Origin of the sequence: Pectobacterium polonicum, assembly GCF_005497185.1 — a bacterium.
GTDB lineage: Bacteria > Pseudomonadota > Gammaproteobacteria > Enterobacterales > Enterobacteriaceae > Pectobacterium > Pectobacterium polonicum.
Window position 1 is genome coordinate 82,634 of record NZ_RJTN01000005.1, and the last position, 26,241, is coordinate 108,874.

20 protein-coding genes are annotated in these 26,241 nt (G+C 51.3%); 9 read left to right on the forward strand and 11 right to left on the reverse strand.

Translation table 11 applies throughout. The features are described 5' to 3' along the window. Positions 1-2: 2 nt before the first annotated feature. From yeiB to EDI29_RS08030, 3 genes are all read right to left on the reverse strand, one after another. Positions 3-1,178 (reverse strand): DUF418 domain-containing protein YeiB, encoded by a 1,176-nt coding sequence (gene yeiB / locus EDI29_RS08020; RefSeq protein ID WP_137740476.1) that lies wholly within the window; start codon positions 1,176-1,178, stop codon positions 3-5. A 138-nt stretch (positions 1,179-1,316) separates the two neighbouring features. Continuing rightward, entirely contained in the window at positions 1,317-1,979 is a 663-nt protein-coding gene (gene folE / locus EDI29_RS08025; protein ID WP_005967317.1) for a GTP cyclohydrolase I FolE, read from the reverse strand. 306 nt (positions 1,980-2,285) lie between these two features. Beyond that, complete coding sequence (locus EDI29_RS08030; protein ID WP_137740477.1) at positions 2,286-3,968, reverse strand: methyl-accepting chemotaxis protein; 1,683 nt, start codon at positions 3,966-3,968, stop codon at positions 2,286-2,288. Positions 3,969-4,669: 701 nt separating this feature from the next. Between EDI29_RS08030 and ptrR the strand changes: the two genes are divergently transcribed. The 5 genes from ptrR (at position 4,670) to EDI29_RS08055 (ending at position 9,042) form a co-directional block, all read left to right on the forward strand. Next, entirely contained in the window at positions 4,670-5,542 is an 873-nt protein-coding gene (gene ptrR, locus EDI29_RS08035) for a putrescine utilization regulator PtrR (RefSeq protein WP_137740478.1), read from the forward strand. 113 nt (positions 5,543-5,655) lie between these two features. Continuing rightward, complete coding sequence (locus EDI29_RS08040; RefSeq protein ID WP_167494491.1) at positions 5,656-6,777, forward strand: S-(hydroxymethyl)glutathione dehydrogenase/class III alcohol dehydrogenase; 1,122 nt, start codon at positions 5,656-5,658, stop codon at positions 6,775-6,777. Between the two features lie 39 nt (positions 6,778-6,816). Then, positions 6,817-7,662: an S-formylglutathione hydrolase gene (gene fghA, locus EDI29_RS08045; protein ID WP_137740479.1), complete on the forward strand. Its 846-nt coding sequence runs from the start codon at positions 6,817-6,819 to the stop codon at positions 7,660-7,662. 177 nt (positions 7,663-7,839) lie between these two features. Then, the gene (locus EDI29_RS08050) at positions 7,840-8,484 is read left to right on the forward strand and encodes a glutathione S-transferase family protein (RefSeq protein ID WP_137740480.1); all 645 of its coding nucleotides are present in this window, start codon (positions 7,840-7,842) and stop codon (positions 8,482-8,484) included. A gap of 345 nt (positions 8,485-8,829) precedes the next feature. Beyond that, entirely contained in the window at positions 8,830-9,042 is a 213-nt protein-coding gene (locus EDI29_RS08055; protein ID WP_137740481.1) for a KTSC domain-containing protein, read from the forward strand. Between the two features lie 64 nt (positions 9,043-9,106). Here EDI29_RS08055 and EDI29_RS08060 read toward each other — a convergent pair whose 3' ends face one another. Beyond that, the gene (locus tag EDI29_RS08060) at positions 9,107-10,195 is read right to left on the reverse strand and encodes an oxidoreductase (protein ID WP_137740482.1); all 1,089 of its coding nucleotides are present in this window, start codon (positions 10,193-10,195) and stop codon (positions 9,107-9,109) included. 265 nt (positions 10,196-10,460) lie between these two features. Here EDI29_RS08060 and EDI29_RS08065 point away from each other — a divergent pair, with 265 nt between their 5' ends. Further along, positions 10,461-11,972, forward strand: a complete 1,512-nt coding sequence (locus tag EDI29_RS08065; RefSeq protein WP_137740483.1) for a sugar ABC transporter ATP-binding protein — start codon at positions 10,461-10,463, stop codon at positions 11,970-11,972. 71 nt (positions 11,973-12,043) lie between these two features. Next, entirely contained in the window at positions 12,044-12,964 is a 921-nt protein-coding gene (locus EDI29_RS08070; RefSeq protein WP_241664915.1) for an ABC transporter permease, read from the forward strand. Between the two features lie 492 nt (positions 12,965-13,456). Here the strand turns inward: EDI29_RS08070 and EDI29_RS08075 are convergent, their stop codons facing one another. The 4 genes from EDI29_RS08075 to yieE all read right to left on the reverse strand — a co-directional run bounded on the left by EDI29_RS08075 (position 13,457) and on the right by yieE (position 19,792). After that, positions 13,457-14,446: a 2-hydroxyacid dehydrogenase gene (locus tag EDI29_RS08075; RefSeq protein ID WP_137740485.1), complete on the reverse strand. Its 990-nt coding sequence runs from the start codon at positions 14,444-14,446 to the stop codon at positions 13,457-13,459. A 426-nt stretch (positions 14,447-14,872) separates the two neighbouring features. Then, positions 14,873-16,993 (reverse strand): TonB-dependent receptor, encoded by a 2,121-nt coding sequence (locus tag EDI29_RS08080; protein WP_137740486.1) that lies wholly within the window; start codon positions 16,991-16,993, stop codon positions 14,873-14,875. 315 nt (positions 16,994-17,308) lie between these two features. Further along, the gene (locus tag EDI29_RS08085; protein WP_137740487.1) at positions 17,309-18,784 is read right to left on the reverse strand and encodes an amino acid permease; all 1,476 of its coding nucleotides are present in this window, start codon (positions 18,782-18,784) and stop codon (positions 17,309-17,311) included. Between the two features lie 135 nt (positions 18,785-18,919). Then, the gene (gene yieE / locus EDI29_RS08090; RefSeq protein ID WP_137740488.1) at positions 18,920-19,792 is read right to left on the reverse strand and encodes a DNA-binding transcriptional regulator YeiE; all 873 of its coding nucleotides are present in this window, start codon (positions 19,790-19,792) and stop codon (positions 18,920-18,922) included. A 118-nt stretch (positions 19,793-19,910) separates the two neighbouring features. On the opposite strand from yieE, the gene EDI29_RS08095 reads away from it, so the two are divergent. Together EDI29_RS08095 and nfo are read left to right on the forward strand one after the other, a co-directional pair. Further along, the gene (locus tag EDI29_RS08095) at positions 19,911-20,984 is read left to right on the forward strand and encodes a YeiH family protein (protein ID WP_137740489.1); all 1,074 of its coding nucleotides are present in this window, start codon (positions 19,911-19,913) and stop codon (positions 20,982-20,984) included. 68 nt (positions 20,985-21,052) lie between these two features. Beyond that, complete coding sequence (nfo, locus tag EDI29_RS08100; protein WP_137740490.1) at positions 21,053-21,898, forward strand: deoxyribonuclease IV; 846 nt, start codon at positions 21,053-21,055, stop codon at positions 21,896-21,898. Between the two features lie 297 nt (positions 21,899-22,195). Here the strand turns inward: nfo and fruA are convergent, their stop codons facing one another. Genes fruA through fruB form a run of 3 tightly spaced genes read right to left on the reverse strand, consistent with a single transcriptional unit; the run spans position 22,196 to position 25,973 of the window. Then, positions 22,196-23,887 (reverse strand): PTS fructose transporter subunit IIBC, encoded by a 1,692-nt coding sequence (fruA, locus tag EDI29_RS08105; RefSeq protein ID WP_137740491.1) that lies wholly within the window; start codon positions 23,885-23,887, stop codon positions 22,196-22,198. A 17-nt stretch (positions 23,888-23,904) separates the two neighbouring features. Then, the gene (gene fruK / locus EDI29_RS08110; protein WP_014699594.1) at positions 23,905-24,843 is read right to left on the reverse strand and encodes a 1-phosphofructokinase; all 939 of its coding nucleotides are present in this window, start codon (positions 24,841-24,843) and stop codon (positions 23,905-23,907) included. Continuing rightward, the gene (fruB, locus tag EDI29_RS08115) at positions 24,840-25,973 is read right to left on the reverse strand and encodes a fused PTS fructose transporter subunit IIA/HPr protein (RefSeq protein ID WP_137740492.1); all 1,134 of its coding nucleotides are present in this window, start codon (positions 25,971-25,973) and stop codon (positions 24,840-24,842) included. The genes fruK and fruB overlap by 4 nt, the downstream gene beginning before the upstream one ends. Positions 25,974-26,241: the final 268 nt, after the last annotated feature.

Genomic DNA, 26,241 nt, shown 5'->3' on the forward strand with positions numbered 1-26,241 from the left:
CCCTACGCCGTTTTCCCTATTGCATTGGTGAGTTTACGCCATAACCATTCAAGCGGCCCTTGACGGAAATAACATAACCAGTAGTGGGAAAAGACCAAATTGACGGTCCAGATAGCGGGAACCAGTGCCAGCAGTTCCAGGCGGCTGAAGGCCATAAACAGGCCAAGCTGGTTAAACAGCCCCACACAAATCAGCGTCTGCAACAAATAGTTGGTTAACGCCATACGCCCGATATCCGTAATCCAATACATTATTCGCCATTGGCACAGCGTAGCCCAAAAGCCATAACACAGCGCAAGATACCCCACCGCCTGTACTGGTGAACTCAGCTCGCGCGGAATCTGCAATAACAAGCCGCTCCAGCGATATTCCCAGCCCACCAGCCACTGACCCACTACGCCAATACTGTTAATTGCCACACCTAGCGGAATCAGCCATAGGGCAATCTTGCGATAGTGGGCGGTACTGAACTCACCTTTCAACCAGCCACTGCGCATCAAGCCAGCCCCCAGCAGCATGGAACCCGCCAGCAGCCAGCCATACTGTACCCCTAGCGATAGCAGACTTTCCGTCAGCAGATCGACACGGTTCCCCCACGCTACCGATCCGCCTAACGCGCGCCAGTAGGCTTCATAGGTGATATCCGCCATACCCGGTAACCAGAAACGCCCCGGTTGCAGGCTCAGAATCTGGCTCAGGACAAACAGCACGCCGATGCCTACCAAATATAGAGCCGCCCCGGTACGCATTAACAACCGACTGCTTTCCGCATGGCGAATCATGCCGTAACACACCAGCCCAATCAGCGCATAGTCGAGCAAAATATCGCCATCCCACAGAAAAATAGCATGAATTAACCCGATGATCATCAGCCAAAACAGCCGGGCGTGTACCCAGCGTTTCCCCCGCGACAGCAGCAATTGTAGGCTCGCACCAAAAAGAAGGGAAAACAGCGTAAGAAATTTCGCCTGCGCAAGCAGATCCATCACCGCCCACGTCAATGCATCAGATAACGTGGCTTGTCCCTGCCAGGCTGGGTTCAGGTATGCCGCATGCGGTAAGCCAAACGCCGTAATATTCAGCAGTAAAATGCCCAGGATGGCGATGCCGCGCGCGAAATCCAGCGCAGCGATCCGCGAAGGTGGCGATTGAGGAGACGGTATAGTGTGAGAAGGCATACAAATTACATTTTCAAATCATCGAAGTAGCGATTGTATGCACAGACGGGGAAAAAGCGAAGGGACTTACCGAATTGGAGATAACCGATTTGGCGATGACAACGTGTATTTGCTTCATCATCGCCAATAAGGGTGAGCTTAATTATGGTGGCGTACCGCGCGTAAAAATTCCTGACGCGTATTTTGGCTGGACTTAAACAACCCGCCGAGCGATGTCGTAGTCGTGGCGCTGGTCGCATCACGAATACCGCGTGCCTTCACGCAGTAGTGCACCGCATCAATCGAGACCGCAACGTTGTTGGTTCCCAACAGCGTTTGTAGCGCAACGAGGATCTGCTGCGTTAAGCGCTCCTGCACCTGAGGGCGTTGCGAGAAAAACTGGACGATACGGTTAAGCTTCGATAAGCCGATGACGCCATCTTTCGGAATGTACGCGACCGTCGCTTTCCCATCGATCGTCACGAAATGATGTTCGCAGGTACTGGTCAGCGTGATATCCCGCACGGTAACCATTTCATCGACCTTCATTTTGTTTTCAATGATGGTGATTTTGGGGAAGTTGGCGTAATCCAAACCAGAGAATATTTCATCAACGTACATTTTGGCGATACGCGTCGGTGTTTCAGCCAGACTGTCATCGCTCAGATCGAGGCTCAGCAAATTCATAATTTCCGTCATATGCTCGGCAATACGTTGCTTACGCGTATCTCGATCCAACAACGCCCCGCGCAGCGGCGTTTCCAGACCGCGAGCTAGCAACGCTTCGTGCACCATAACGGCTTCTTTACTTAGTGATGACATTATTATTCTCCTGCAGGTGTAACTCTATCTATCGCGGTCTTAGTCAGACCCTAGTGCCGTCAACACTCTAGTTGAGAGAGTCACGATTATCCAGCGATTGTATGTCATGATTGTTGAAATAGATTCAAGTTATCAAACGCGGCGGGTGTGTCTGTGCGTAATAACGAGGGTCAAAGAATACGTACAGAAAAACGCCTATTCAGCGATAAATAAAAAAGCACTGAGAAAATATTCTCAGTGCTTTTAACGATAAATTACCTGACTTTTGCGGCTGTCACGGTCCCGACGCCGTTTGTCATGAAATGATCAGAAGGTTTCCCAGTTGTCGTTAGCGTTGCCTTTCTTACCGCCCGCGGCGGCGAGTAACATCGGCTTCTGCGCAGTTGGCGCTTTCTCTGCCAAACGTTGCTGAGGACGACGATGCCCATCGGTAGCCGCCAGTTGGAACACCGATACGGCTTCAGTCAACTGACGAGCCTGATCTTCCAGCGACGCCGCGGCCGCCGCAGATTCCTGTACCAGTGCGGAGTTCTGCTGCGTGACGCCATCCATCTCGGTAACTGCCTGACCAATCTGGGTAATACCGCGACTCTGTTCATCCGACGCCGAGGCAATTTCCCCCATCAGATCGTTCACACGAGTAATTGCGGAAATGATGGAATCCATCGCTTCACCAGTTTGTGTGACCTGATTTGAACCCATATTGACGCGTTGAACCGATTCTGTAATCAGGCTTTCAATTTCTTTCGCCGCCTGAGCACTGCGCTGTGCCAGATTACGGACTTCACCCGCAACCACCGCAAAACCGCGACCTTGTTCACCGGCTCTGGCTGCTTCTACCGCCGCATTCAGCGCCAAAATGTTGGTCTGGAAGGCGATGCCGTTGATCACGCTGGTGATGTCGGCAATTTTCTTCGAACTGGTCGTAATACTTGCCATCGTCGCCATCACATCAGCCGTAACGTCGCCACCTTTCTTCGCCGCAACAGAAGCGTCTTGCGCCAGCTTGGTCGCCTGATGGACGTTATCGGCATTCTGTTTCACCGTCGCACTCAGTTCTTCCATACTGGCCGCCGTCTGCTCCAGAGCGGCCGCCTGCTGTTCGGTACGAGCGGACAGGTCGTTGTTGCCGCTTTTAATTTCGCTTGAGCCCTGATGAATCGATGCTGAACTGTCGCGGATAATGGAAACGGTATTAACCAAGCTTCCCTGCATCTCTTTCAGGTAAGGAATCAGCTGTCCCGCACAGTTGCGACCAAACTCGTCAATCGGGTGGCCAAGCTGTCCAGCAGCCAGCACCTGAAAATATCCTTTGATCATATTCAACGGCTTGACCAGATAGTGAACCAGATAGCGATCCGTCAACAGCAGGATGAACAACCCAAGAATCGCAGCACCCAGCAGGATATAGTTACTCCAGTCAACCAGACCGTAGACCTCTCTCATTGACGTCTCTGACGATGAAATAATCGCGGTCTGATATTTATCCATGCTACTGCCAAACGCTACGCTCAGCGGCGGGTACGCAGTACGGAAAAGCTGACGGAATTCCTCCTGACGATTATCACGCGCGGCGTTCAGCATCGGCGTCAACCCGTTATCCAGCAGGCGAGTCCACGCGGCGATCATGTTGTCTGCCGTTTCTTTATCAACACCGACATGCCCAACCGCTTTAAACGCAGCCAGTTGATCTGACGTATTTTTAAATGCCACAGTCGCGGACGTAAATACTTTCTCTGCTTCCGCTGTTTCGCCAGTTTGCTGGAAATCCATCGAACGCAACAAACGAGTAACCGTACGAAAATACTGGTCATTGCCTTTTACCAGCATCTCTACGTTCTTACGCTGAGTTTCACCGGATTCCAATAACGTGGTCATGCTGCTTAATGAAGTGGAAGTAAAGAAAGAGGCTCCACCCCATACAATCAGAAACAGCCCCAATATTGTTAAAAGCATTGCCCTGATGGTGATATTTTTTAAAAAGTTCACAGAAAACTCCTATAAATTATCTGGCGATTTTCCTCTGCGCTTTCTGCAACATGGCTGCACATTTTTAATTGGAAATACGCCGGGTGTTACGTCATTTAATGAAGAGCAGAGGCTCTCATTAGTTAGAGTTATTTTCCTTTAATGACAAAAAGATACTCTTCCTTACAATAACGATAAGATGTTCCTACCATTCATCATCATTATCGGCACTTTGGGCGGGCACTTTACGCTTTCGCATCAACAAATGCGATCAAAAAAAAGAATGATGATAGTTTTTGGCTATTGCTTGGTTACAATCATTTACTTATACATTTAACTGTTTATTTTAATTATCTATTTATTCCCCCTCCCCAACTGTTTTATCAGTGGGAAATATGATTTTATTTTTCTGTGATTATTCTTATTTTTTCATTCTGCTCTCTTTCTTAGAAAATATGTCCTTCTTCGCGGCAATCATTGCTTGTGGTGCTATTAATTTAGGCCGCGATCATTTTATCGCTTTCTTCTCTTTCTCCCCCTAGATATTAATCCTGATGATAATTACGGCCGTCATTTTCATCATGCAGAGCACATTTCCCTCCGCAGGGTTTGCGCTGTTTCACATCAGCAGGGTGTAAGCCAGTTGCGAAATGCATAGCTTACCGCTACACTTCACAAAAAATGAATAATCATACAATAGTTCATTACAAAAAGAGAAAGGCATGGATTTGACCCAGCTCCGTATGTTCTGTCTTGTTGCCGAAACGGGCTCCGTCGCGCGTGCCGCAGAGCAACTTCATCGGGTGCCTTCAAATCTGACTACGCGGCTACGCCAGTTAGAGCTGGAGTTGGGCACCGATTTGTTTATCCGTGAGAAACAGCGTCTGCGTCTGTCACCGATTGGTCACAATTTTTTATGTTATGCACAACGCATTCTGGCGCTTAGCGAGGAAGCGATTAGCATGACGCGCACTGGCGAGCCCGCTGGTAATTTCGCGTTAGGATCGACAGAAAGCACTGCGGCGACCCGCTTACCCACACTATTAGCGGCTTACCACCAACGTTACCCCAATGTCTCTTTATCCCTGAATACCGGAACATCAGGGGAGATTATCGAGCGTGTGCGGGCGGGAACATTGGCAGCAGCGCTAGTCGATGGCCCTGTTGTCTATGATGAGTTAAATGGGTGTGCGTGTTTTACGGAGCGATTAGTGCTGATATCCGACCCTGCGCACTCACCGATTGCCCATGCACGGGATGCCAGCCAGGAGACACTGTTTGCCTTTCGTCCTAGCTGTTCTTACAGAAAGGCCCTCGAAAACTGGTTCAAACAAGATGGCGTTGTACCCGGCACGATCATAGAAATCCACTCATACCATGCCATGCTTGCCTGTGTGGCCAGCGGAGCCGGATTAGCCATGCTCCCCTATGCCGTCCTTGAATCGCTGCCCGCCGGCGCACGCGTTCAGATGCATGAATTACCACCCGACATCGCGGCCGTTTCCACCTGGCTGGTATGGCGGCGTGACGCTTTCGGCCCCAATGTTGAAGCGCTTAAAAAGCTTATTATTGAACAATCCGCTCAGCAGGAATAACACCTTATTTTCCCTGAGCGATCATTTTCACGAAAGGACAACACAGCGATAAACCAACGCGTCCTCTCATACAACTTACAACCCATAACCGTATGCTATTAGGAGTCATCACCATGCAAATGATTAAAACCCGCGCTGCCATCGCCTGGGGGCCAAACCAACCACTGTCGGTTGAAGACGTGGATCTAATGCCACCGCAGAAAGGTGAAGTGTTGGTGCGCATCGTTGCAACCGGCGTATGCCACACCGATGCCTATACGCTATCCGGCAAAGATCCTGAAGGCGTGTTCCCCGCAATCCTGGGTCATGAAGGCGGCGGGATTGTAGAAGCAATTGGAGAAGGTGTAACCAGCGTTGCCGTTGGCGATCACGTTATTCCGCTTTACACCCCGGAATGTGGCGAATGTAAATTCTGTCGTTCAGGGAAAACCAACCTGTGTCAGGCTATCCGCTCTACGCAGGGTAAGGGCCTGATGCCAGACGGCACCACGCGTTTCTCCAAAAATGGCCAACCAATCTTCCACTACATGGGAACCTCCACTTTCGCCGAGCACACCGTCGTGCCTGAAATTTCACTGGCGAAAGTGAATAAAGAAGCCCCGTTGGAAGAAGTTTGCCTGCTCGGCTGTGGCGTCACCACCGGCATGGGCGCCGTTCTGAACACAGCAAAGGTTAAACCAGGCGATACGGTTGCGATTTTCGGCCTCGGCGGTATTGGTTTGTCAGCCATTATCGGCGCGCAGATGGCGGGTGCCGGACGCATCATCGGTATCGATCTCAACACCAGCAAATTCGATCTGGCACGCAAACTGGGTGCTACCGATCTGCTCAACCCGAAAGATTACGATAAGCCCATTCAGGATGTCATTGTTGAGCTGACTGATGGCGGCGTGGACTTCTCCTTCGAGTGTATCGGTAACGTTAACGTCATGCGTTCCGCGCTAGAGTGCTGTCATAAAGGCTGGGGTGAATCCATCATCATCGGTGTGGCTGGCGCAGGTGAAGAGATCGCAACCCGTCCGTTCCAACTGGTAACGGGTCGTGTATGGCGCGGTTCTGCTTTTGGTGGGGTGAAAGGCCGCAGCCAACTGCCAGGCATTGTCGATCGTTACCTGAAAGGCGAATTCCCGCTGAATGACTTCATCACCCACACCATGGGGCTGGACGACATCAATACCGCATTCGATTTAATGCATGAAGGCAAATCGATTCGCACCGTGATTCATTTCGATTAATCGCGCCACTGTCAGGAATAAAAAGGAGGCTGTACAGCGATGAACGCATCACTGGAACTGCTGGAAGAACACCGTATGTTTGGCGGCTGGCAACAGCGCTACCGCCATGTGTCAGAGACGCTGAACACCGCGATGACGTTCAGTATTTATCTGCCACCGACACAGGATGACACCCCGCCGCCCGTACTTTACTGGCTGTCTGGGTTAACCTGCAACGACGAGAACTTTACGACGAAAGCTGGCGCGCAGCGCGTTGCCGCCGAACTGGGTCTGGTGCTGGTGATGCCGGACACCAGCCCGCGCGGCGATGGCGTAGCAGACGATGCCGGGTACGATCTGGGTCAAGGTGCAGGATTCTATGTGAATGCCACACAGGCACCTTGGGCGGCACATTACCGGATGTATGACTACATCAGCACGGAATTGCCCGCGCTGGTTAAGCAACATTTTAACGTAAATAATCGCCAGTCCATCAGTGGACATTCTATGGGCGGGCACGGCGCACTGATGCTGGCGTTGCGCAATCCAGAGCAATTTCGCTCAGCATCGGCGTTCGCGCCGATCGTTAACCCAAGCCAGGTTCCCTGGGGGCGCAAGGCGCTTAGCGCTTACCTCGGCGAGGATGAAACGCAGTGGTTGCAGTATGACAGCTGTCATTTGCTGGCAAATAGCCAGAAGAAGCTGCCAATATTGGTCGATCAGGGCGATTGCGATCAGTTCCTGCCCGACCAATTACAACCAGCGAAACTGGAAGAATTGGCAAGCCAGTACGCATGGCCGCTAACGCTGCGGACACAGTCCGGCTATGATCACAGCTATTTCTTCATCGCCAGCTTCATCGAAGATCACCTGCGCTTCCACGCTCAGTATCTGTTTGAAGAATAGTTGTTCGCACGATAGTTGTGCGAATAATGGTGCTATGCTTATCTCGTTGAGAACCGCGCTCAGGTACACTCTGAGCGCGGTTTCTCTTCCCTGTTAGAACGCAATCGCAAAAAGGTACGATCACACACCTGCCCCGTGCTGAATGACGGAACCAAGATAAACAAAAAGGAGAAATGGATGATACGCGTTCATCACCTCGAAAAATCCCGTTCGACTCGTGTAACCTGGCTGCTAGAAGAGCTGGGTATTGACTATGAAATTGTTCGCTACGCGCGCGACCCAAAAACGTTTAGCGCTCCGGCCGCGCTCAAACAGATTCACCCGCTAGGGAAATCGCCAGTGATTACCGATGGCGACCTGACGATTGCCGAATCTGGAGCCATTGTGGAATACCTGATTGATACTTACGGCAACGGTAAACTCCGTCCACAGAACGGGCAAGCGTTGCTGGATTATCGCTTCTGGCTGCATTTTGCTGAAGGTTCGCTTATGCCACTGCTGGTGATGCGTTTGGTGTTGGCGAAGACAGAGTCCGCACCGATGCCGTTCTTCATCCGTCCCATAGCACGCAAAATTGTGCAAAGTATTGAGCAGGCCTTTATTGTTCCACGTCTGACTACGCAACTTCAGTTCATCGAACAACATTTGAGTAAACAAGACTGGTTTGCCGGTGAGTCGTTCAGCGGTGCCGATATACAAATGGCAGTACCGCTGGTTTTGGCGAAGACGCGTTTGGATTTCAGCCGTTACCCACATATCAAGCAGTACATTGAGCGAATAGAAAACCAGCCAAGTTTTCAGCAGGCTCTCGCTCAAGATTAACGATGCGATCGAGACATCACCTCACCGGCGATGCATGACAAACCGCGCGATGAGCGGCGAAGCAAGAATTCTGTGAGCGTTTACTGATTATTGATGATCTAATAACGATATGCTGCTGTTTAACCCCGATATATTCCAAGCCATATACCCTAAATAATTCGAGTTTCAGGAAGGCGGCAAGGGAAGGAATCCCGATGAGCTTACTCAAGTAAGTGATTCGGGTGAGTGAACGAAGCCAACGCACATGCAACTTGAAGTATGACGGGCATAACACAATATGGTTAGAAAACCCAAAAGGTGGTATATCGTCAGGATGCGGTATTGATACGTTGGGAGTGATTAATTTTGCAGAGAAAACGAGTTTCATCAACAGAGTTGTTTTCAGTCGGATACGATGCAGAAAAAAGTCAGTTAGAAGTCGAATTACTTAATGGGAGCATCTATCTCTACAGCGGCGTAGCACGCATGATTTATGAAGAGCTAATGGCAAGCAAAACAAAGTACCGCTACTACGTCAGCTATATCAAAAATTCATTCCCTTACGAGAAAACACAGTAGTTTTTAAAGATAAATCATAGTCTTTTGGGCGGAGAATGCTCTCCGCCCTCCTCTTCCTATCCGCTTATTCCCCGATAGACTCAACGGTGTTAAACGCGGCCAGCAAGACCTCTTCATTGAGAGTCAGCGGCAGATAATGAATGGATTCCCCCGCCTGCAAGGTGCGAGCAATCACGGCCTGAAGCGCGGCGCGATCGTGAATATCCACATCCAGCGCGGCAAGCGAGGTCGGTAAACCAAACACGTTGAACGCCGCCTTCAACTGGCGCAGCGTGTCGCTATCGCCCAACAAGGCAGTCTGCACCAGAATGCCATAGGCCACCTTAGTGCCATGCAGGAAACGTTCGGTTTGCGGCAACACCGTCAGGCCGTTATGAACCGCATGCGCCGCCGCTACGCGGGTGTATCGCTCACCCAATCCGCCAACCATCCCGCCCCCGGCAATGATCGCATCAACTACATCCAGAAAATCCTGCGTCAACTCGCCACGCTTGACGGCTTCTAGTGCCGCTGCGCTTTGTTGCAACAATACATTGCGAATATCCAGCGCAGTCTGTAAGCCAAGACGGACAGAAAGCGGTAGCGTTTCAGGCTGGGGGCTGAGAACGACAGCCTCATACCACTTCGCCAACGTATCTCCGACCCCAGCCAGCAGATATTCTACCGGCGCGGCTAGCATAATCCGCGGTTCAACCAGCACCAGATGGTTGGCATCGGTGAAAATTTCAAAGCGTAATGCCTGCCCGGCATCATTATACCAAACGGACAGCGGCGTCCAGGCCGCACAGGTTGCCGCAATGGTCGGGATCGCCACCAGCGGTACGCCGATATGGCGCGCAGCAACCTTCGCGGTATCCAGCACCGCCCCGCCACCGACGCCAATGACGACCTGACATGCCTCGCCTGCCTGCGCGACCAATTTTGCCACTTCCCCCTCGCTGCAATGCGCACCAAACTGAACGTGTCGGGCTGAAGGTGCATCGAACTCGACCGGTAAATAAGGTCGCGCCGCGGCGATAGCTCGTTCACCGTAGATCCACAGTGCGTTTTTCAACACATCTGGCGGATAAAACGCCAGCAATTTATCGATAGCGCCAGCGAAAGAGAAGTAGTTAGCGGGACCCACCTGAACGCGAACCGTTGTTGTGTGCATGTTTGGCTATTCCTCGCCGCGCTCTCTTTTGAGCACGGCTCTATTTTATGTTTGTCTGGTAGATGAATCTTCTGCGCTACCCTGTTGATAACGCCATCTTATTCACTTAATTACGGCAGATTAAGAACTTTTTTACTTAATTTATGCCTTTTCGTTCATAGCCAACGTCTTTCAAAGACATGAAGCTGTATTAAATTCTCTGAGATATATGCTACCTTTCTTTTCCGTTATTTCATGACCTTGATCGCCAAGAGCGTTACCGACCATGATTCCTACCTCCCAAAGCCGATTGGAAATGCGCAACATTTCCATCTCCTTTTCTGGTTTCCACGCCCTCAAACAGGTTAATTTCACTCTGGAAGGGGGATCGATTCATGCCCTGACTGGCGCAAACGGTGCGGGTAAATCCACGCTCATGACGATTTTGTCAGGTGCTTACGATCACTATCAAGGCGATATTCTGATTAATGGCAAACCCGTCGATGTCCATTCGCCGCGTGATGCCAAGCGGTACGGTATTCATCTGGTGCAGCAGGAAGTCGATGTCGCGCTGGTTCCCACGCTGTCCGTAGCGGAAAACATTATGCTGGATACGTTAGCGCAGGACGGGCATCTGCTGAGCTGGCCGCAGATATACCGTCAGGCGCAGACGCTGCTCGATCAGCTTGGCGTTCACCTCAATGTTCGTCAACGGCTGGATACCTGCTCGCTGGCTGAGAAACAGCAAATCCTGCTCGCCCGCGCGCTGTCTCACGAATGCCGCTTCCTGATTTTAGATGAACCCACCGCTCCATTGGATCAGGCTGAAAGCGCGCGCCTCTTTCAGGTGGTTCGCCGGTTACAGGCAGAGGGAATGGGTATCGTGTTTATTTCCCACCGTATCCATGAGTTGAGTGAAATCTGCGATACGTTGACCGTTCTGCGGGACGGTGAATTTGTCAGTAGTGGTGCGATGCAGGGGCTGAGCGGCGAGGAAATTGTAGAAAGAATGCTGGGGCATCGGCTTGACGATATCTTCCCGCCGCGCCGTGCCGCGCCTTCAGACGACGTGCTGCTTCAGGTCACCGGTTTGCACGACGAGACGCTGCTGCACAATATTTCGCTCACGTTGCGCAAAGGGGAAATTCTGGGTATTGCCGGGCTAGCGGGTGCGGGTAAAACCGAGTTGTGTAAAGCGCTGTTCGGCGCAGAACCCTGCCAGATCGCACAGGGAGAATATCGCGGTCACCCCTGGAAGCCGCATTCGCCTCATCGATCCGTCGAGCAAGGTCTGGCGCTGGTGCCTGAAGAACGGCGCAAAGAAGGCATTTTTATTGATGAATCCGTCACCATGAATCTCAGCATCACCGCCACCGACAGCTTTTCCCGCTGGAGCCTATTCAGCCGAGGCAAAGCGTTGCGCTGGGCGAAACAGATCGTTGAACAGCTTGCGGTTCGCACCACCGGCCCGGCGCAAAAGCTGGCGCGCCTATCGGGTGGCAACCAGCAAAAAGTCGCCATCGGCAAGTGGCTACGGAGCGAAGCACAGGTTCTGATTTTTGATGAACCCACCAAAGGCGTGGATATCAAGGCCAAACAGGATCTGTTCACACTGATTGACAACCTCGCCCGTCAGGGCAAAGGCATTATTTATGCGTCAGGCGAGTTCTCCGAACTGGTCGGACTCTGCGATCGCATCTGCGTGCTATGGGATGGCAGAATTGTCGCAGAGTTGAACGCTGCGGACATTGACGAAGAAACCCTACTTTTATATTCAACTGGAGGAACTCCCGCGTGAGTCACCCACTTTCATCTAACGGGGCGCTCCCCTTCCGTCACCACGTTTTCGAGTTTCTCTATAAGTGGGGCATGCTGATCACGGTTGTCGCGTTGGTTGCCCTCTTCGGACTGGCGTCGGACAACTTTCTCGACCCGTATAACATCATCAATATTCTGCGTTCTATCGCCATTGTTACGGTGATTGCGATTGGCGTTTCCATCTCGCTCTCCGTAGGCGGATTCGATCTTTCCGTGGGGTCGACAGCATCGCTGGCCAATGCACTGGTTATCTCACTCTTTGTCTGGCATGGATTCGGCACCACTGGCGCGATTATTCTGACGCTTCTGCTGTGCACGCTGGTCGGGCTATTCAACGCCTTCCTCATCGTTGTGCTGAAGATTCCCGATATGCTGGCGACGCTCGCCAGCCTGTTCGTCATTCAAGGCGTGGCGATGACGTATAGTTATGGCGGCTCCATCACGCAGAACATGGTGTTGCCCAGCGGTGAAATGGCGGAAGGCATCATTCCCGAATTCTTTGCCACACTGGGCCAAGTGCCAGTCATTGTGGTCATCATGTTGGCGGTTACGGTGCTGGTGCAGCTATATCTGTCCCTTACCAAGCACGGTCGCCGGATGTACGCGATTGGCGGCAACCCGGAGGCAGCGCGACTCGCGGGCATTCGCACCGCGCGTTATCGAGTACAGGCGTATGTGTTCTCTTCACTACTCGCGGCGCTGGGCGGCATCTTACTCGCATCACGTATCGGCTCTTCACAGGTCAATGCCGGCGGCGGCTATTTAATGGATGCGGTTGCCGCAGCCTACATCGGCTTCTCGCTAGCGGGGTCCGGCAAACCGAATGCGCTGGGTACGCTACTCGGAGCCGTGATCCTGGGCGTCTTACAGAATGGGCTGGTGATGCTCTCCGTTCCTTATTACGCCATGGATATCATCAAAGGTCTGGTTCTCGCGCTCGCGCTAGCCATGACGTATATCCAGAAACGCTGATATTGCTCGCATCCGCCCCTTTCATCCGAATGTGGGCGGACGCACAACCCACGCCGTCCTTCATCCACTCAGTTTTTGCCACAGCACATATCACCGTACTCATGCTATTACGTTATGTATGGTCGTTATTATTAATAATTAAATATTCCCATTAAAAATAAGAATAATCACAAAAACAACTTGGTAATTCTATTTTCTGGAAGATGAAAAGCGAAGATAAGCGATCGAGTATTTTTCATTTAATCCCGAACCACCGAGGTAAGTAAGTGATTCGGGTAGTGAATGCCGCCAATGAGCAGCTCACTTGCAGTGGAATGAGAATAATAACGTTTTGCTTTACGTCCTGTACGTAACAGTTTCATCCTTTATGGGTATAGCGCGAATGACACACCCTATGAAACATTAAATTTTGATAAACAGTTAAAGTTGATGAATATCATATTCCCGCTGCCGGGCAATATTCCCTCATACCCGGCTGAATCAAGTTATCGCTTATTTGTACCCATTCTGCTGAACATACTCATCTATATTTTCAATCGTCTTTTCCATCAACAGTTGCAGCGATGAGGCAGACGTCCAGGAGATATGTGGTGTAATCAGAAGATTAGGCAGGGTTTTAGCAGCCACCATCAGGGGATTGTCTTTTTCCGGCGGCTCTTGTGTCAGGCAGTCCAACGCGGCACCGGCAATGCTGCGCTCGAGCAATGCCGCAGCTAATGCGCGCTCATCAATCAGCCCACCTCTGGCGGTATTAATAATAAACGCAGTTGGCTTACACAGCGCAAGCGTCTCCGAATTGATCAGATGCTGCGTGCTCGCATTAAGCGGACAGTTGAGTGAAATGACATCCGCCAGACGCAGGACATCCTCAAACGGTAAATACCCGGCACGACACTGCGAGACGCCTCTATGTTCGGCAAAAATCACCTTCATACCCAGCGCCTGTGCCAGACGAGCCACTTCCTGCCCAATCGTACCAGCACCGATGATGCCCAACGTGGAACCCGCAATGTCCTTGACCGGATGATCAAAATAAGCAAATTGTGACTGGCTGGCCCAGCGATCGCTCAGTTGATCGCGATACCACGCCATAAGGCTGTGTTTCAGCGCGAACATCATGGCAATCACGTGTTCAGACACGGCTTGCGTAGAATAGCCCGGTACATTTTTGACCGTAATACCCAGCTCTTTGGCGGCAGCAAGATCGATATTGTCGGTTCCTGTTGCCGTCACGGCAATCAGCTTCAGCGCAGGCAACGCGACTAAGGTATCTCGCGTTAATAGTGCTTTATTCGTGATGATAACGTGAGTGTCTTTCGCTCGGGCGATAACTTGTTCAGGAGAGGTATAGCTATATTCAATCCATTCATGGCGGCATTGTGGACGCCTAAAACTCGTCTTTTTTAGGAAAATGGTTTCCGGCAGTGAGCCTTTATCCAAAAAGGTAATTTTTAACATCATCGTGCCCTGGTTGCTATTCATACACTGATTAACGATTTCAGATATCAAGGACTCCGCAATCGGCAATCACGACAGGTATTCTCATACAAAACTAATGAATTAAATTCTCTGTATGACACAGAACAACGAACGTATTAATAACGTTACATCACCTATCTCATCGAAAATCCATCACTCCGTAACGTGAAGCGTAGTCAGCATTAAAGCAATTAACAATACCTAATATAATGAATTTCGCGCATCGACATTGTTATCGGCGATATTCAGAAATATCACAAAAAATAGGGCGACAAACCATAATCAAAATAGAAAAGATAAATGTGCAGTGAAAAGTGGGCAGAATTAGCGCAAGAGAAATGAAGCAGAAATGTGGATGAGGGTGCCGATGGATACAACATGTTAACACCCCGAAACGGGTGAATCTCCGTTTCGGGGCAAGATGGCAATTTAGAAGGTTACGTTGACTGACATCCAGTAGTTACGGCCTGGCATAACATAGCCTGTCGTAAAGGAACTGCTCCCAAAGTAATCACCGGCATAATACGTGTTACGGCCCGATGTATAGCTCTGTACCTGAGAGAAATCCTTGTCCAGCAGATTATTCACTGTACCGTTCAGCGTAACATCCTTCGTGACTTTATATGACGTCCCCAGATTCACCACCGTCCAGGATTTCAGGTCAGCGCCACGATCGTCATATACCAGCTTTTGAGCATCATTCAAATTCGCATAATTGCTGGTAAAACGAGGCGTATTCGCTCGGTATTCTGCCGACAACCAGCTATTCCACTGCTCATCGATCTGCCAGTTTAAGCGAGCATTCGCCATATGCTTAGCGGTCGTGGTCAATGCCGCACCTGGATTTTTTCCACCAATTTGTTCGCTATGCGTATAGGTGTAGTTCAACGCGAGGGTGACATCTGGCACGAATACCGGGAAGGACGTTGCCAGCTCCACGCCTTGCGTTCTGGCTTTGCCAATGTTGCGATACGTCCCCGTTGAACTATTGAGTTCAACTGAATCAATCGCATTTTTATAATGGTTAACGAACCCGGTGATGTTCGCCTTCACATCTGCTGCGTTCGCGTAGTACACCCCGGTTTCAAAGTTGGTGCTCTCTTCCGGCTTAAGATTCGGATTACCGATCGTACTCGTTGTTCCATTTCCGCCAACGCCGCTGACGCCGTTATGCAATTGTGCCAAAGAAGGCGCTTTGTATCCGGTACTCACGCCACCTTTTACCGTCCAGTCATCTGCTACATTCCACACCAGATAAGCGCGTGGGCTAAGATGGCCGCCGAAGCTATCATGTTTCTCATAGCGGGCACCTAATGTCAGTGACAATGGGTCGAGTAATTGCCAGTCGTCTTCCGCATACAGTGACCAGCTTTTTTGTTCAAACGTCTCGCCACTGTTTGCCAGCACAATGCCATCTTTAAGGCGTGCATTCCAAAGCTGTCCACCGACCGTTAGCAGATGATCTTCCCCGACTGGCGACACCAGCATCGTATCAAAGATCGTGTTGGTATTTTTCAGTTCGCGGTCGCGACCAGCAAGATTTGCATTAGCGGTATTCAACACTCGTGGTGTCAGTAAGCGACCTTTGTTTTCGGTCACAGCATAGGAAAGGTTCGAGCTCCAACGTCCAAACGACAGATCGGTATCATGCCCTATCGCCAGCTTATTACGCTCAAAGCGCAACTCATCGCGATAGCCGCCGCCGGTGATCCCAATCGGCCCCAATTGGCTGTTGTTATTATCATAAGTCTGGCGCGAAACATCGCCATCAACCCACAGGGTATTCGCCTCGCTGGTTTTAAAGCTCAGCTTCCCACCGACATTGTAGTTATCAGTCTTGGTCGGGAAAGGTATGCGAGTATCACCACCGTTGTTATTTAATGAGGTCACACTAGAAGCCTGACGATGCTCAACATTACCGCGCAATGCCAAACTAAATTGATCATTCACCAACGGACCGGAGGTATAGAACCCCAGCGTGGAGCTGTCACCCCATTTGCGGTGTTCCTGCACCGTATGCGACAGATTAACGCTGCCACGCCACTGCTTGCTGTCTTTCTTGGTGATAATGTTAACCACACCGCCAATCGCATCAGAGCCATACAGCGTCGACATCGGCCCGCGAATCACTTCAATACGCTCAATGGCAGACAACGGCGGCATCACCGCCGTATTCATGGTGTCAAAGCCATTCGGCGTTGTATCCCCACTGGCATTCTGACGCACACCATCAATCAGGATCAGGGTGTAACTGCTCGGCATACCGCGGATACTGATGTCCAAGCCACCGGTTTTACCCGTTCCGCTGCGCACATCAACGCCTTCCACACCGCTTAACGCCTCTCCCAGATCGTGATAGCTTTTTTGAGAGAGTTCTTCTTCGCTGACGACAGAGATGGAAGCTGGCGCATTCGTCAATTTTTTCTCATAACCACTTGCGGTGACAACCAGAACATCATTATTACCTGCCGCCACCGCTGCGTTTGCTGCTGTTGCAGCGAGTGCCAGAGCCACTGCGTTTTTGAGATTAATCAGAGAATTTCCTTTCATGATTCCTCGTTATTTTATTGAATTTTTTTTGCGAAAAATAGTGTAAAGGAATGCATAAAAACGTAAATGATAATTATTAGCGTTTTAAAGTTCGTTTAACTCCCGTTTATAAATGTCGATTTTCTTAGTGAGAACTCATCTAATCGAAAGAATAAAAAACAATCAGACGGGCGTCTGTAGCAACCATGATATTCAAATATTTTGATATAAAAATATGATTTTGGAGAATAAAAACGCCGCTGATGAAAATTTCATCGGCGGCGTGAAAAGAGAGGGACAAGGGAAAAAGCGGCCACATTGACCGCATGACCACAATTAGTCTTTATGATCCGGGAACGTCATATCCTGATACTTAATGAAGCCCGTTCCACGATACAGCTTATAGCCGAGCCAAATCAGCAGGAACAGCGGAATACCGATGTATGTCGCCGTCACACCATACCAGTCAATGTTATCTTCCAGAAACGCCTGATAATTCTGCCCCAACGTGATAATCAGGCAGAGCACGAACGCGAAAATCGGGCCAAGCGGGAAGAAACGAGATAAATAAGGCAAGCGGCTCAAGTCATGTCCCTGCATCACATAGCCACGGCGGAAACGATAATGGCTGACTGCAATCCCCAACCAGGCAATAAATCCCGTCATGCCGGAAGTATTCAGCAGCCACAGATAAACCGTTTGGTTACCATACAAAGAAGACAGGAAACACAGCGCCGCTACCACCGTTGTGGCATACAGCGCATTGCGCGGCACGCCGCCTTTCGACAGCTTAGCGAAAATACGTGGCGCTTTACCTTCCGATGCCAGTGTAAACAGCATACGCGTAGAGGCGTACATCCCGGAGTTACCCGCCGACAGTACCGCCGTCAGGATGACCGCATTCATCACCGCAGCGGCAGACAGCAGACCCGCGTTCTCAAACACCAGCGTGAACGGGCTCACCGTAATGTCTTTTACATCATTACGCAGCAAGTTCGGGTCGGTATACGGAATGATTAAGCTGATAATCAGAATCGCGAAGATGTAGAACAGCAGGATGCGCCAGAAAACCTGGCGAATCGCGCGCGGTATATTTTTCCCCGGCTCTTTAGATTCACCCGCAGCGACACCAATCAGTTCCGTGCCCTGAAAAGAGAAACCAACAATCATCGCCACACCGATCATGGCGGAGAATCCTCCCGCAAACGGAGCATCACCGATTTGCCAGTTGTGGAATCCCGCATTTTCCGCACCGCTCATGATACCCGTAATCATCATCACGCCAACGGCAATGAAAATAATGACCGTCGTCACTTTAATCAGTGAGAACCAATACTCGGCTTCGCCAAACCCTTTTACGGAAATGTAGTTAAGCAGGAACATCAGCGCGAGAAACAGGGCGCTCCAGATCCAGCCCGAAACCTCGGGGAACCAATATCCCATCACTAACTGTGCCGCGACCAGATCGACCGCGATGGTCACCGCCCAGTTGTACCAATAGTTCCACCCCAACGCGAAGCCGAAACCTTCTTCAACATAGCGGGAACCGTAGGTAGAGAACGAGCCAGAAACCGGCATAAATGCCGCCAGTTCACCCAGACTGGTCATCAGGAAGTAAACCATCAGCCCAATCAGGGCATAAGACAGGAGTGCCCCCCCCGGGCCCGCTTGTGAAACCGTCGCACCCGAAGCGACAAATAACCCGGTTCCAATCGATCCGCCAATCGCGATCATCGTTAAATGCCGCGCTTTTAGTTCACGGCGCAGGGTCGGTGCGCCCTGTGTAGTTTGTTGAATATCGTGCTGAGCCATTGTTATCCTGCATGCTCGTGCTAAAAAACGAGGCGGGATTGTAGCAAATAGCCTTGCTCTGGATAGTTAAGATCGTCGAGTTATAAGAGAGGTTAATAACTCACGCCCAATTATTAGCAGCAGAAAATAGCTCCGCTATACCGTTTCACAGCAATAACTCAGGAAACGTCGCAACACGTTTGAAAGATGTTTCTGCCGGTGGTGCACCAGATACAAGGTACGCGTGAGCTTAGGCAATGGCACCTTCAACTCTACCAGCGAGCCTGCCGCCAGTTGCTCAGCAATCACATGCCGCGAAAGACAGCTGATGCCAATTCCGTGGCGAACCGCATGCTTAATCGCCTCTGAATTGCCTAACTCCATCACCAGATGAAAATGCGATAGGTGCGTTAGCAGCAAATGATCAAGCACTTCGCGTGTGCCCGAACCGCGTTCACGCAAGATCCACTGCGCATCCGCCAACGCGGCTAGTGATACCGCGCCCCGACTGAGTGGATGTTCGGGAGAACAAAATACCACCAGCTCATCTTCCAACCAGGGTTGGGTAATCAAATCAGGGTGATGACAAGGACCTTCAATCAGGCCTAAGTCAACACTGAATTCAGACACGCGAGTAATGACATCTTTCGTATTACCGACATGCAGTTCAAGCGGAATTTCAGGGTAATCATGGCGATAGCGGGCAATCATCGCAGGCAGTAAATAGTTCCCAATGGTACTGCTGGCATAAATACGCAGCGCCCCATTATCACGCCGGAAGAGCTGTTCAATCTCGATTGACTGTTCAAGTAACGCCAACGCCTTGGGATAAAGCAAGCGGCCATGTTCATTAACCACCAGTCGTTTACCCACGCGATCGAAGAGTTGAACGCCCAATTGCCCTTCTAAATCCGCCAACGCGGCGCTGACCGCCGATTGAGAAAGGGCGAGTACAACGGAGGCCTGCGTTGTTGAACCACTTTTCAGGACTTCAGCAAAGACTTCCAGCTGACGTAACGTGATATGCATAGTGCGCTCTTTATCTGAAATATCTATAGGTTATAAATATATAATCAATTTCTCTTTTAATCTTGTGGATTATAAGCTGGCTTCTCAATTCGGTACGGTCAGAATAGGCAGCAAATCCATGGCTCTTCCTACGGTATTAGCAACGATAGCACCACCTGATGGCGCGAAACGGCGATTCCCCGGCCTGCTATTAATCAGTTTAATAACTTTTTCACTTCTCTGGCTGGCAAATATTCCGAAAATCGCCCACTGGGGGCCCGGTTCGCTGACATTGGCCATCCTGACTGGGATCGTGTTGGGGAATAGCGTTTATCCGCAGTGTCATCCTCTCTGCGATCCTGGCGTGCAGTGGGCCAAACAGTATTTACTACGCTGGGGTATCATACTTTATGGTTTTCGTCTCAGCTTGCAGCAGGTTGCTGCCGTGGGCGTTACTGGCATTGCGGTCGATCTCACCGTGGTCACGCTGACATTTCTGCTCGCCTGTTGGATAGGAAAACGCTGGCTGAAGCTCGACACTGAAACCGTGATTCTCATCGGTGCGGGCAGTAGTATCTGTGGTGCGGCAGCGATCATGGCGACAGCCCCCGTGGTCAAAGCGTCCAGCAATGCGATTGCCGTCGCGGTTTCCACCGTGGTGATTTTCGGTACGACAGCCATGTTTTTGTACCCGTGGCTCTATCAGCTCAACCTCGAACATCACTGGATGGCGGTCACACCGCAAATCGTCGGGCTGTACTTTGGTTCAACGATACACGAAGTCGCTCAGGCCGTTGCCGCAGGGCATGCCGTCGATAGTGCAACGGAAAACATCGCCGTCATCAGTAAAATGCTGCGCGTGATGCTGCTGGCACCTTTCCTCCTCATTCTTGGGTTCTTTCTGAAGAAAGCGACACTAAAAAGTGATGTAGAAGAGAACATGCCACTGATGTTCCCGTGGTTTGCGCTGGGGTTTATCGCCGTAGCGGCCTTCAATTCCTTCCAGCTACTTCCTCCCACACTCGTCGCCCACTTAGTTCAACTCGATAATGTGCTGCTGACCATGGCGATGGTTGCGTTGGGCCTGACAACCCGATTCAGCGCTATCCGTCAGGCGGGAGTAAAACCGCTCTTGCTGGCACTCGTTTTGTTTATCTGGCTGGTAATCGGTGGTGCGGGAATTAATTTGTTCTTCGAGCATTTATTCGGCTAACGATAAATTATTTCCCTGTTAACGTCTCATTAACCTGCATAATGTCCTCGTTATCAGAGGAGACCAACATGAAATACATCGGGGCGCACGTTAGCGCAGCAGGCGGTGTCGATCAGGCCGTGATTCGCGCACATGAAATAAAGGCGACGGCTTTCGCTTTATTTACCAAGAACCAGCGCCAATGGCAGGCTGCACCGCTCAGCACAGAGGTTATTGACCGTTTTAAAGCCGCGTGTGAACAGTACGCCTACGCACCAGCACAGATTCTACCCCACGACAGTTATCTGATTAATCTGGGTCACCCGGACGAAGAAGCGCTGGAAAAATCACGCATCGCGTTTATTGATGAAATGTCACGCTGCCAACAGCTTGGGCTAAGCCTGCTGAATTTTCACCCCGGTAGCCATCTGAAACAGATTGAGGAAGCGGATTGTCTGGCACGTATTGCCAAATCCATTAACATCGCGCTGGCGGAAACGGACGGGGTCACCGCGGTCATTGAGAACACCGCCGGGCAAGGCAGTAATTTGGGTTTTCGCTTTGAGCATCTGGCGGCCATCATCGACGGCGTAGAAGATAAAAGCCGCGTTGGCGTCTGTATCGATACCTGCCACGCGTTTGCCGGTGGCTATGACCTGCGGACAGACGCTGATTGCGAAGCGACTTTTGCTGAATTCGATCGCATTGTTGGGTTCCGGTATTTGCGCGGGATGCATTTAAATGATGCGAAAAGTACGTTCGGCAGCCGGGTTGACCGACACCACAGTCTGGGGGAAGGCAATATCGGCAAAACCGCTTTCAGCTATATCATGAAAGATGCCCGTTTTGACGGTATCCCGATGATTTTGGAAACGATCAACCCCGATATCTGGGCTGACGAAATCGCCTGGCTCAAATCCGAAGCACAATGCTGATTAACCTTTTCATATCATAAAGTTGCAACATATTTTTAAAGTTGCTAGTCGATTGTGCCAAACGGAGGTAATGGGTAGATCGTAAAGACGCTGTGAATACATCCCTGGCGCAAACGCTTTACTCCTCTATCCCATTCCCCCGTTTCCGTTCCTCGGATCGCTTTTCTTGCGTCTGAGCTAGAGCCCATAAAAAAGCGCCAGTTGGTTAATACCAACTGGCGCTATCTCATTCACATCCTTGTGTTATGGCATTACTTGTTATTCACGACGCCGTTTCCTGCATCGTAAAAGTCAGACTTACGCGACTTTCGCCAGTTGTTCATCAGAGCGTTTCAGCAGTGCGTACAGCACACCCGCTACCGCCGTTCCCGCAATGATCGCTAACAGATAGCCGATAACCGGGGTAATCGCGCCAGGGATCAACAGCACGAACAGACCACCGTGTGGTGCCATTAACTTAGCACCCACCGCCATTGACAGCGCACCCGTCAGTGCGCCACCGACGATACAACAAGGCAGAACGCGCATTGGATCACGCGCGGCGTAAGGAATCGCCCCTTCGGAAATAAAGCACAGGCCCAGTACAAATGCCGCTTTACCGCCTTCACGCTCGGTCGGGTTGAATTTCTTGCTTGCCAGCACGGTCGCCAGACCCATTGCCAACGGTGGCACCATACCAGCAGCCATCACGGCGGCCATCGGTGCATAAATCTGGCTACTGAGCAAGGTTGTACCGAAGACATAAGCCACTTTGTTAACCGGGCCGCCCATATCCGTACACATCATCGCACCCAGAATCGCACCCAGAATCACCGCATTCGCCGTGCCCATGGATTGCAGCCAGCCTGTCAGGCCAGTCAGGATTTTCGCCACTGGCGTACCAACGACGTAAATCATGATAAGACCGGTGATCAATGTAGCGAACAGCGGGATAATCAGGATCGGTTTTAGTGCCGTCAAACTTTGCGGCAGAATCAGTTTATTGTTGATCGCTCTGGCGATATAACCCGCCAGGAAACCGGCAATAATCCCGCCAAGGAAGCCTGCACCCGTACTCACCGCCAACATCCCGCCAACCAGACCTGGCGTTAAGCCCGGACGATCCGCAATGGAGAACGCGATATAGCCCGCCAGCACCGGTACCATCAGCGCAAAGGCAGAACCGCCGCCGATCTTCATCAGCGCCGCTGCCAGCGTACCTTCCTGTTTAAAGGCTTCAATACCAAAGACAAACGACAGCGCGATACACAGACCGCCCGCCACCACCATCGGCAGCATGTAAGACACGCCGGTCAACAGGTGACGATACGGGCCTGCCCCGCCTTTTTGACCAGACTCGCTCGCGCTTGACGCACTGGCTTGCCCGGATGGCTGATACACTTTAGCTTCAGCCTGCGCTTTATCTAACTCCTGCGCCGTTTTCTTCAGTGCCAGCCCGGTCGAGGTGCGATACATCTTCTTACCGGCAAACTTCGCCAGATCGACTTCAATATCCGCCGCGACGATCACCAGATCGGCCTGTTCTACTTCTTCTGGGGTAATCGCGTTACCTGCGCCAACGGAACCGCGCGTTTCCACTTTAACCCACCAGCCGCGTTTTTTCGCTTCGCTTTCAATCGCTTCAGCCGCCATAAACGTGTGCGCGACGCCGGTCGGGCACGCTGTTATCGCAACAATACGCTTGGCAGTTGCGGGCTGCTGAACGGATGCTGACGCGACAGCCTGATACGCCGTTGCTTCAGCTTGCGCTTTCGCTAAAAAAGCTTCCGGCTGTGAAACAGCCAGTTCAATATCACCGACATAAACCTGCTTGCCATTCAGAGCACTGTCCGCCGCAGCGGATGCACCCAGAACGATCGCCAGTTCTGCGTCGTTAGCTTGTTCTGTAAACGTCACCCCTGCTTTCGCAGCGGCAGCGCCGAGTAGGTTCTTCACCAGTTGGCTTCTCGCCAGGCCCAGTGATTTATCCAAAATCAGCAGCGTTTTCATTTTTATCTCCTGCTGTATCAGTTAAAGGGTTTGAGGTCGACACGCGCCATCATCGCGGCCAACTGAGGACGATCGGTAATACCAACATTACTTTGGCTGACGGCCAGCGCTGAAACCGCCGTAGCCAAACGCAGAGTGTGCTCACTGGACTCACGCATTAATAAGCCATAAATCAACCCCCCAACCATGGAGTCGCCCGCACCTACCGTACTTACCACATCACAAGCCGGTGGCAATGCCCGCCACGCACCCGATGCATTCACCCACAGCGCGCCTTCCGCACCCAGAGAGATCACAACATGCGCAATACCCTGCTCACGCAGCGCGTGGGCGGCATCCACCACATCAGCCAGCGTAGGTAATTTACGCCCAGCCCATATCTCCAGCTCCCGGCGGTTGGGTTTCACCAACCAAGGAGAGGCTTTCAGTCCCGCCACCAGCGCTTCACGGCTGCTGTCGAAAATAATGCAAGGACACTGCGTGCGCAGACGCGACATCCAGTCGGTAAACGCATCAGGATCGACGCCAGCAGGCAAGCTGCCGCTCACCGCGACCATGTCGAACTGCCCAAGCCAGCTCAGCGAGTCATTGACGAAACGCTGCCAATCCTGCTGTGTCACTTCAAAACCGGAAAAGTTGAAGTCGGTTACATCGCCATCTTTTTCGGTTAATTTGACATTAATACGCGTACGTCCTGGCACAACCTGAAAACGGTTGGCAATGCCCAGCTCGCTGAACAATTGCTGAAAACCATCCTGATTGTCTTTACCCAGAAAGCCACCTACCGTGACATCAATCCCGAGATCTTTCAGCACCTTGGCAACGTTGATACCTTTGCCTGCGGCGTGCAGACCCGCTGTCTGAACCAGATTGACTTCGCCTTTCTCAACTTCCGGGCAATAGCCAACCAGATCGTAAGCTGGATTCAGGGTGATTGTGGCTACTCTCCTGCTCATGCTGCCCCCTCGCCCAAACCGGACGTAATCGCCTCGCCAATCGCGGCCAGTGCTTGCTCCGCATCGCTACCGCTGGCGGTGAAACGCAGTTTGTGACCTTTCTTCACGCCCAGCGCGACGACTTTCATCAGGCTGCGGCCATTTGCCGGTTTGCCTGTGCCATCCAGATTGGTCACCGTAATCTCACTGGTGAACTGTTTGATCACGTTCACCAGCATGGTACCCGGACGGGCGTGCAGGCCGTGTTCGTTACGGATGGTAAATTCCGCCGTCAGCACTTCGCTCTCTTCCGGTACGTCGCTGGTCAAAAGTGCCAGCAGCGTCGGTGCATCAGCCGTCAGCAGACGTTCCGCTTTTTGCGCAATCAGCAGGTTGCTCAGGTAGTCAATCGGCGCAAAAGCCTGATCGTCAGCCGCCGCAACCGTTACCAGCAAGGCTACGTTTTCACCGTCAACGCTGAAAGGCGTAGCCGGACGTGCCACGGCCGCCGCGCTGCTGAGGTTACCGACAGCGCTATCGCTGAACCACACACCTTGTCCCAGATTCAGCGGCTTATTGCTGACCGCTGTGCTGACGAAGCTGGCGTCTGCTGCACCGACCTGCTGAAGGCGACCCGCGTTCAGCGCCTGAAGCGTCAACAGATTATCGGTCGCCACGTCCAGCGCAATCAGCGAGGTATCAAAGCGGAACTCCGCCAGTTGCTGCTCGCCCATCAGCAGGCTACGCAGTTCTTCTGCTGATGTAGTGCTTGCCAGACGTGCCGCTACGCGGTCGTCGCTCAGGACGTGAGTCAATTGGCGCAGCAACGCCAGATGTTCATCAGAGCGGGCTGCAATACCCAACACCACATAGGCGGTTTGATCTTCACCCCAGGCAATACCCTGAGGAAACTGGAATACTTGAACCCCGGTCTTCAATACCAAATCGCGGGTATCGGTGGTGCCGTGCGGGATAGCAATACCGCTTCCCAAATAGGTAGATGTTTGCTGTTCACGCTGTAGCATGCCGTCGACATACCCTGCGTTAACGCACCCGGCATCAGTCAGTGCTGAAGCAACAAGCTGGATAGCTTCCTGCTTGTTACTGGCCGCTGCGCCCAAATGAATATCTTGCTGTGACAACTGGAACATGGCTCTCCTCTCTTGCTGAAAGTTGAATCGTTTCAGCTTTTATGAGAAAAAAATGTGTCGATTAGTAGGGCGTTTCAAAAAAAACTCCGCTGAAACGTTTCAAAAGTCTCATTCTATTACGACATTTATGCAAGCTTTCTACGCTGCTGACGTAACAAAATTTTGACATAACGCACATTTTAACGTGGATACCTCGCTGCCCGCCAACAAAAATCATTAAATGGCTGAAGCCATGCTGAAGAAAAATAATGAAACAAGATTTCGGTTT

Coding starts and splice junctions, on each gene's coding strand:
- yeiB (WP_137740476.1), bottom strand. CDS start 1,178: ATGCCTTCTCACACTATACCGTCTCCTCAATCGCCACCTTCGCGGATC.
- folE (WP_005967317.1), bottom strand. CDS start 1,979: ATGTCATCACTAAGTAAAGAAGCCGTTATGGTGCACGAAGCGTTGCTA.
- ptrR (WP_137740478.1), top strand. CDS start 4,670: ATGGATTTGACCCAGCTCCGTATGTTCTGTCTTGTTGCCGAAACGGGC.
- EDI29_RS08040 (WP_167494491.1), top strand. CDS start 5,656: ATGCAAATGATTAAAACCCGCGCTGCCATCGCCTGGGGGCCAAACCAA.
- fghA (WP_137740479.1), top strand. CDS start 6,817: ATGAACGCATCACTGGAACTGCTGGAAGAACACCGTATGTTTGGCGGC.
- EDI29_RS08050 (WP_137740480.1), top strand. CDS start 7,840: ATGATACGCGTTCATCACCTCGAAAAATCCCGTTCGACTCGTGTAACC.
- EDI29_RS08060 (WP_137740482.1), bottom strand. CDS start 10,195: ATGCACACAACAACGGTTCGCGTTCAGGTGGGTCCCGCTAACTACTTC.
- EDI29_RS08065 (WP_137740483.1), top strand. CDS start 10,461: ATGATTCCTACCTCCCAAAGCCGATTGGAAATGCGCAACATTTCCATC.
- EDI29_RS08070 (WP_241664915.1), top strand. CDS start 12,044: ATGCTGATCACGGTTGTCGCGTTGGTTGCCCTCTTCGGACTGGCGTCG.
- EDI29_RS08075 (WP_137740485.1), bottom strand. CDS start 14,446: ATGAATAGCAACCAGGGCACGATGATGTTAAAAATTACCTTTTTGGAT.
- EDI29_RS08080 (WP_137740486.1), bottom strand. CDS start 16,993: ATGAAAGGAAATTCTCTGATTAATCTCAAAAACGCAGTGGCTCTGGCA.
- EDI29_RS08085 (WP_137740487.1), bottom strand. CDS start 18,784: ATGGCTCAGCACGATATTCAACAAACTACACAGGGCGCACCGACCCTG.
- yieE (WP_137740488.1), bottom strand. CDS start 19,792: ATGCATATCACGTTACGTCAGCTGGAAGTCTTTGCTGAAGTCCTGAAA.
- EDI29_RS08095 (WP_137740489.1), top strand. CDS start 19,911: ATGGCTCTTCCTACGGTATTAGCAACGATAGCACCACCTGATGGCGCG.
- nfo (WP_137740490.1), top strand. CDS start 21,053: ATGAAATACATCGGGGCGCACGTTAGCGCAGCAGGCGGTGTCGATCAG.
- fruA (WP_137740491.1), bottom strand. CDS start 23,887: ATGAAAACGCTGCTGATTTTGGATAAATCACTGGGCCTGGCGAGAAGC.
- fruK (WP_014699594.1), bottom strand. CDS start 24,843: ATGAGCAGGAGAGTAGCCACAATCACCCTGAATCCAGCTTACGATCTG.
- fruB (WP_137740492.1), bottom strand. CDS start 25,973: ATGTTCCAGTTGTCACAGCAAGATATTCATTTGGGCGCAGCGGCCAGT.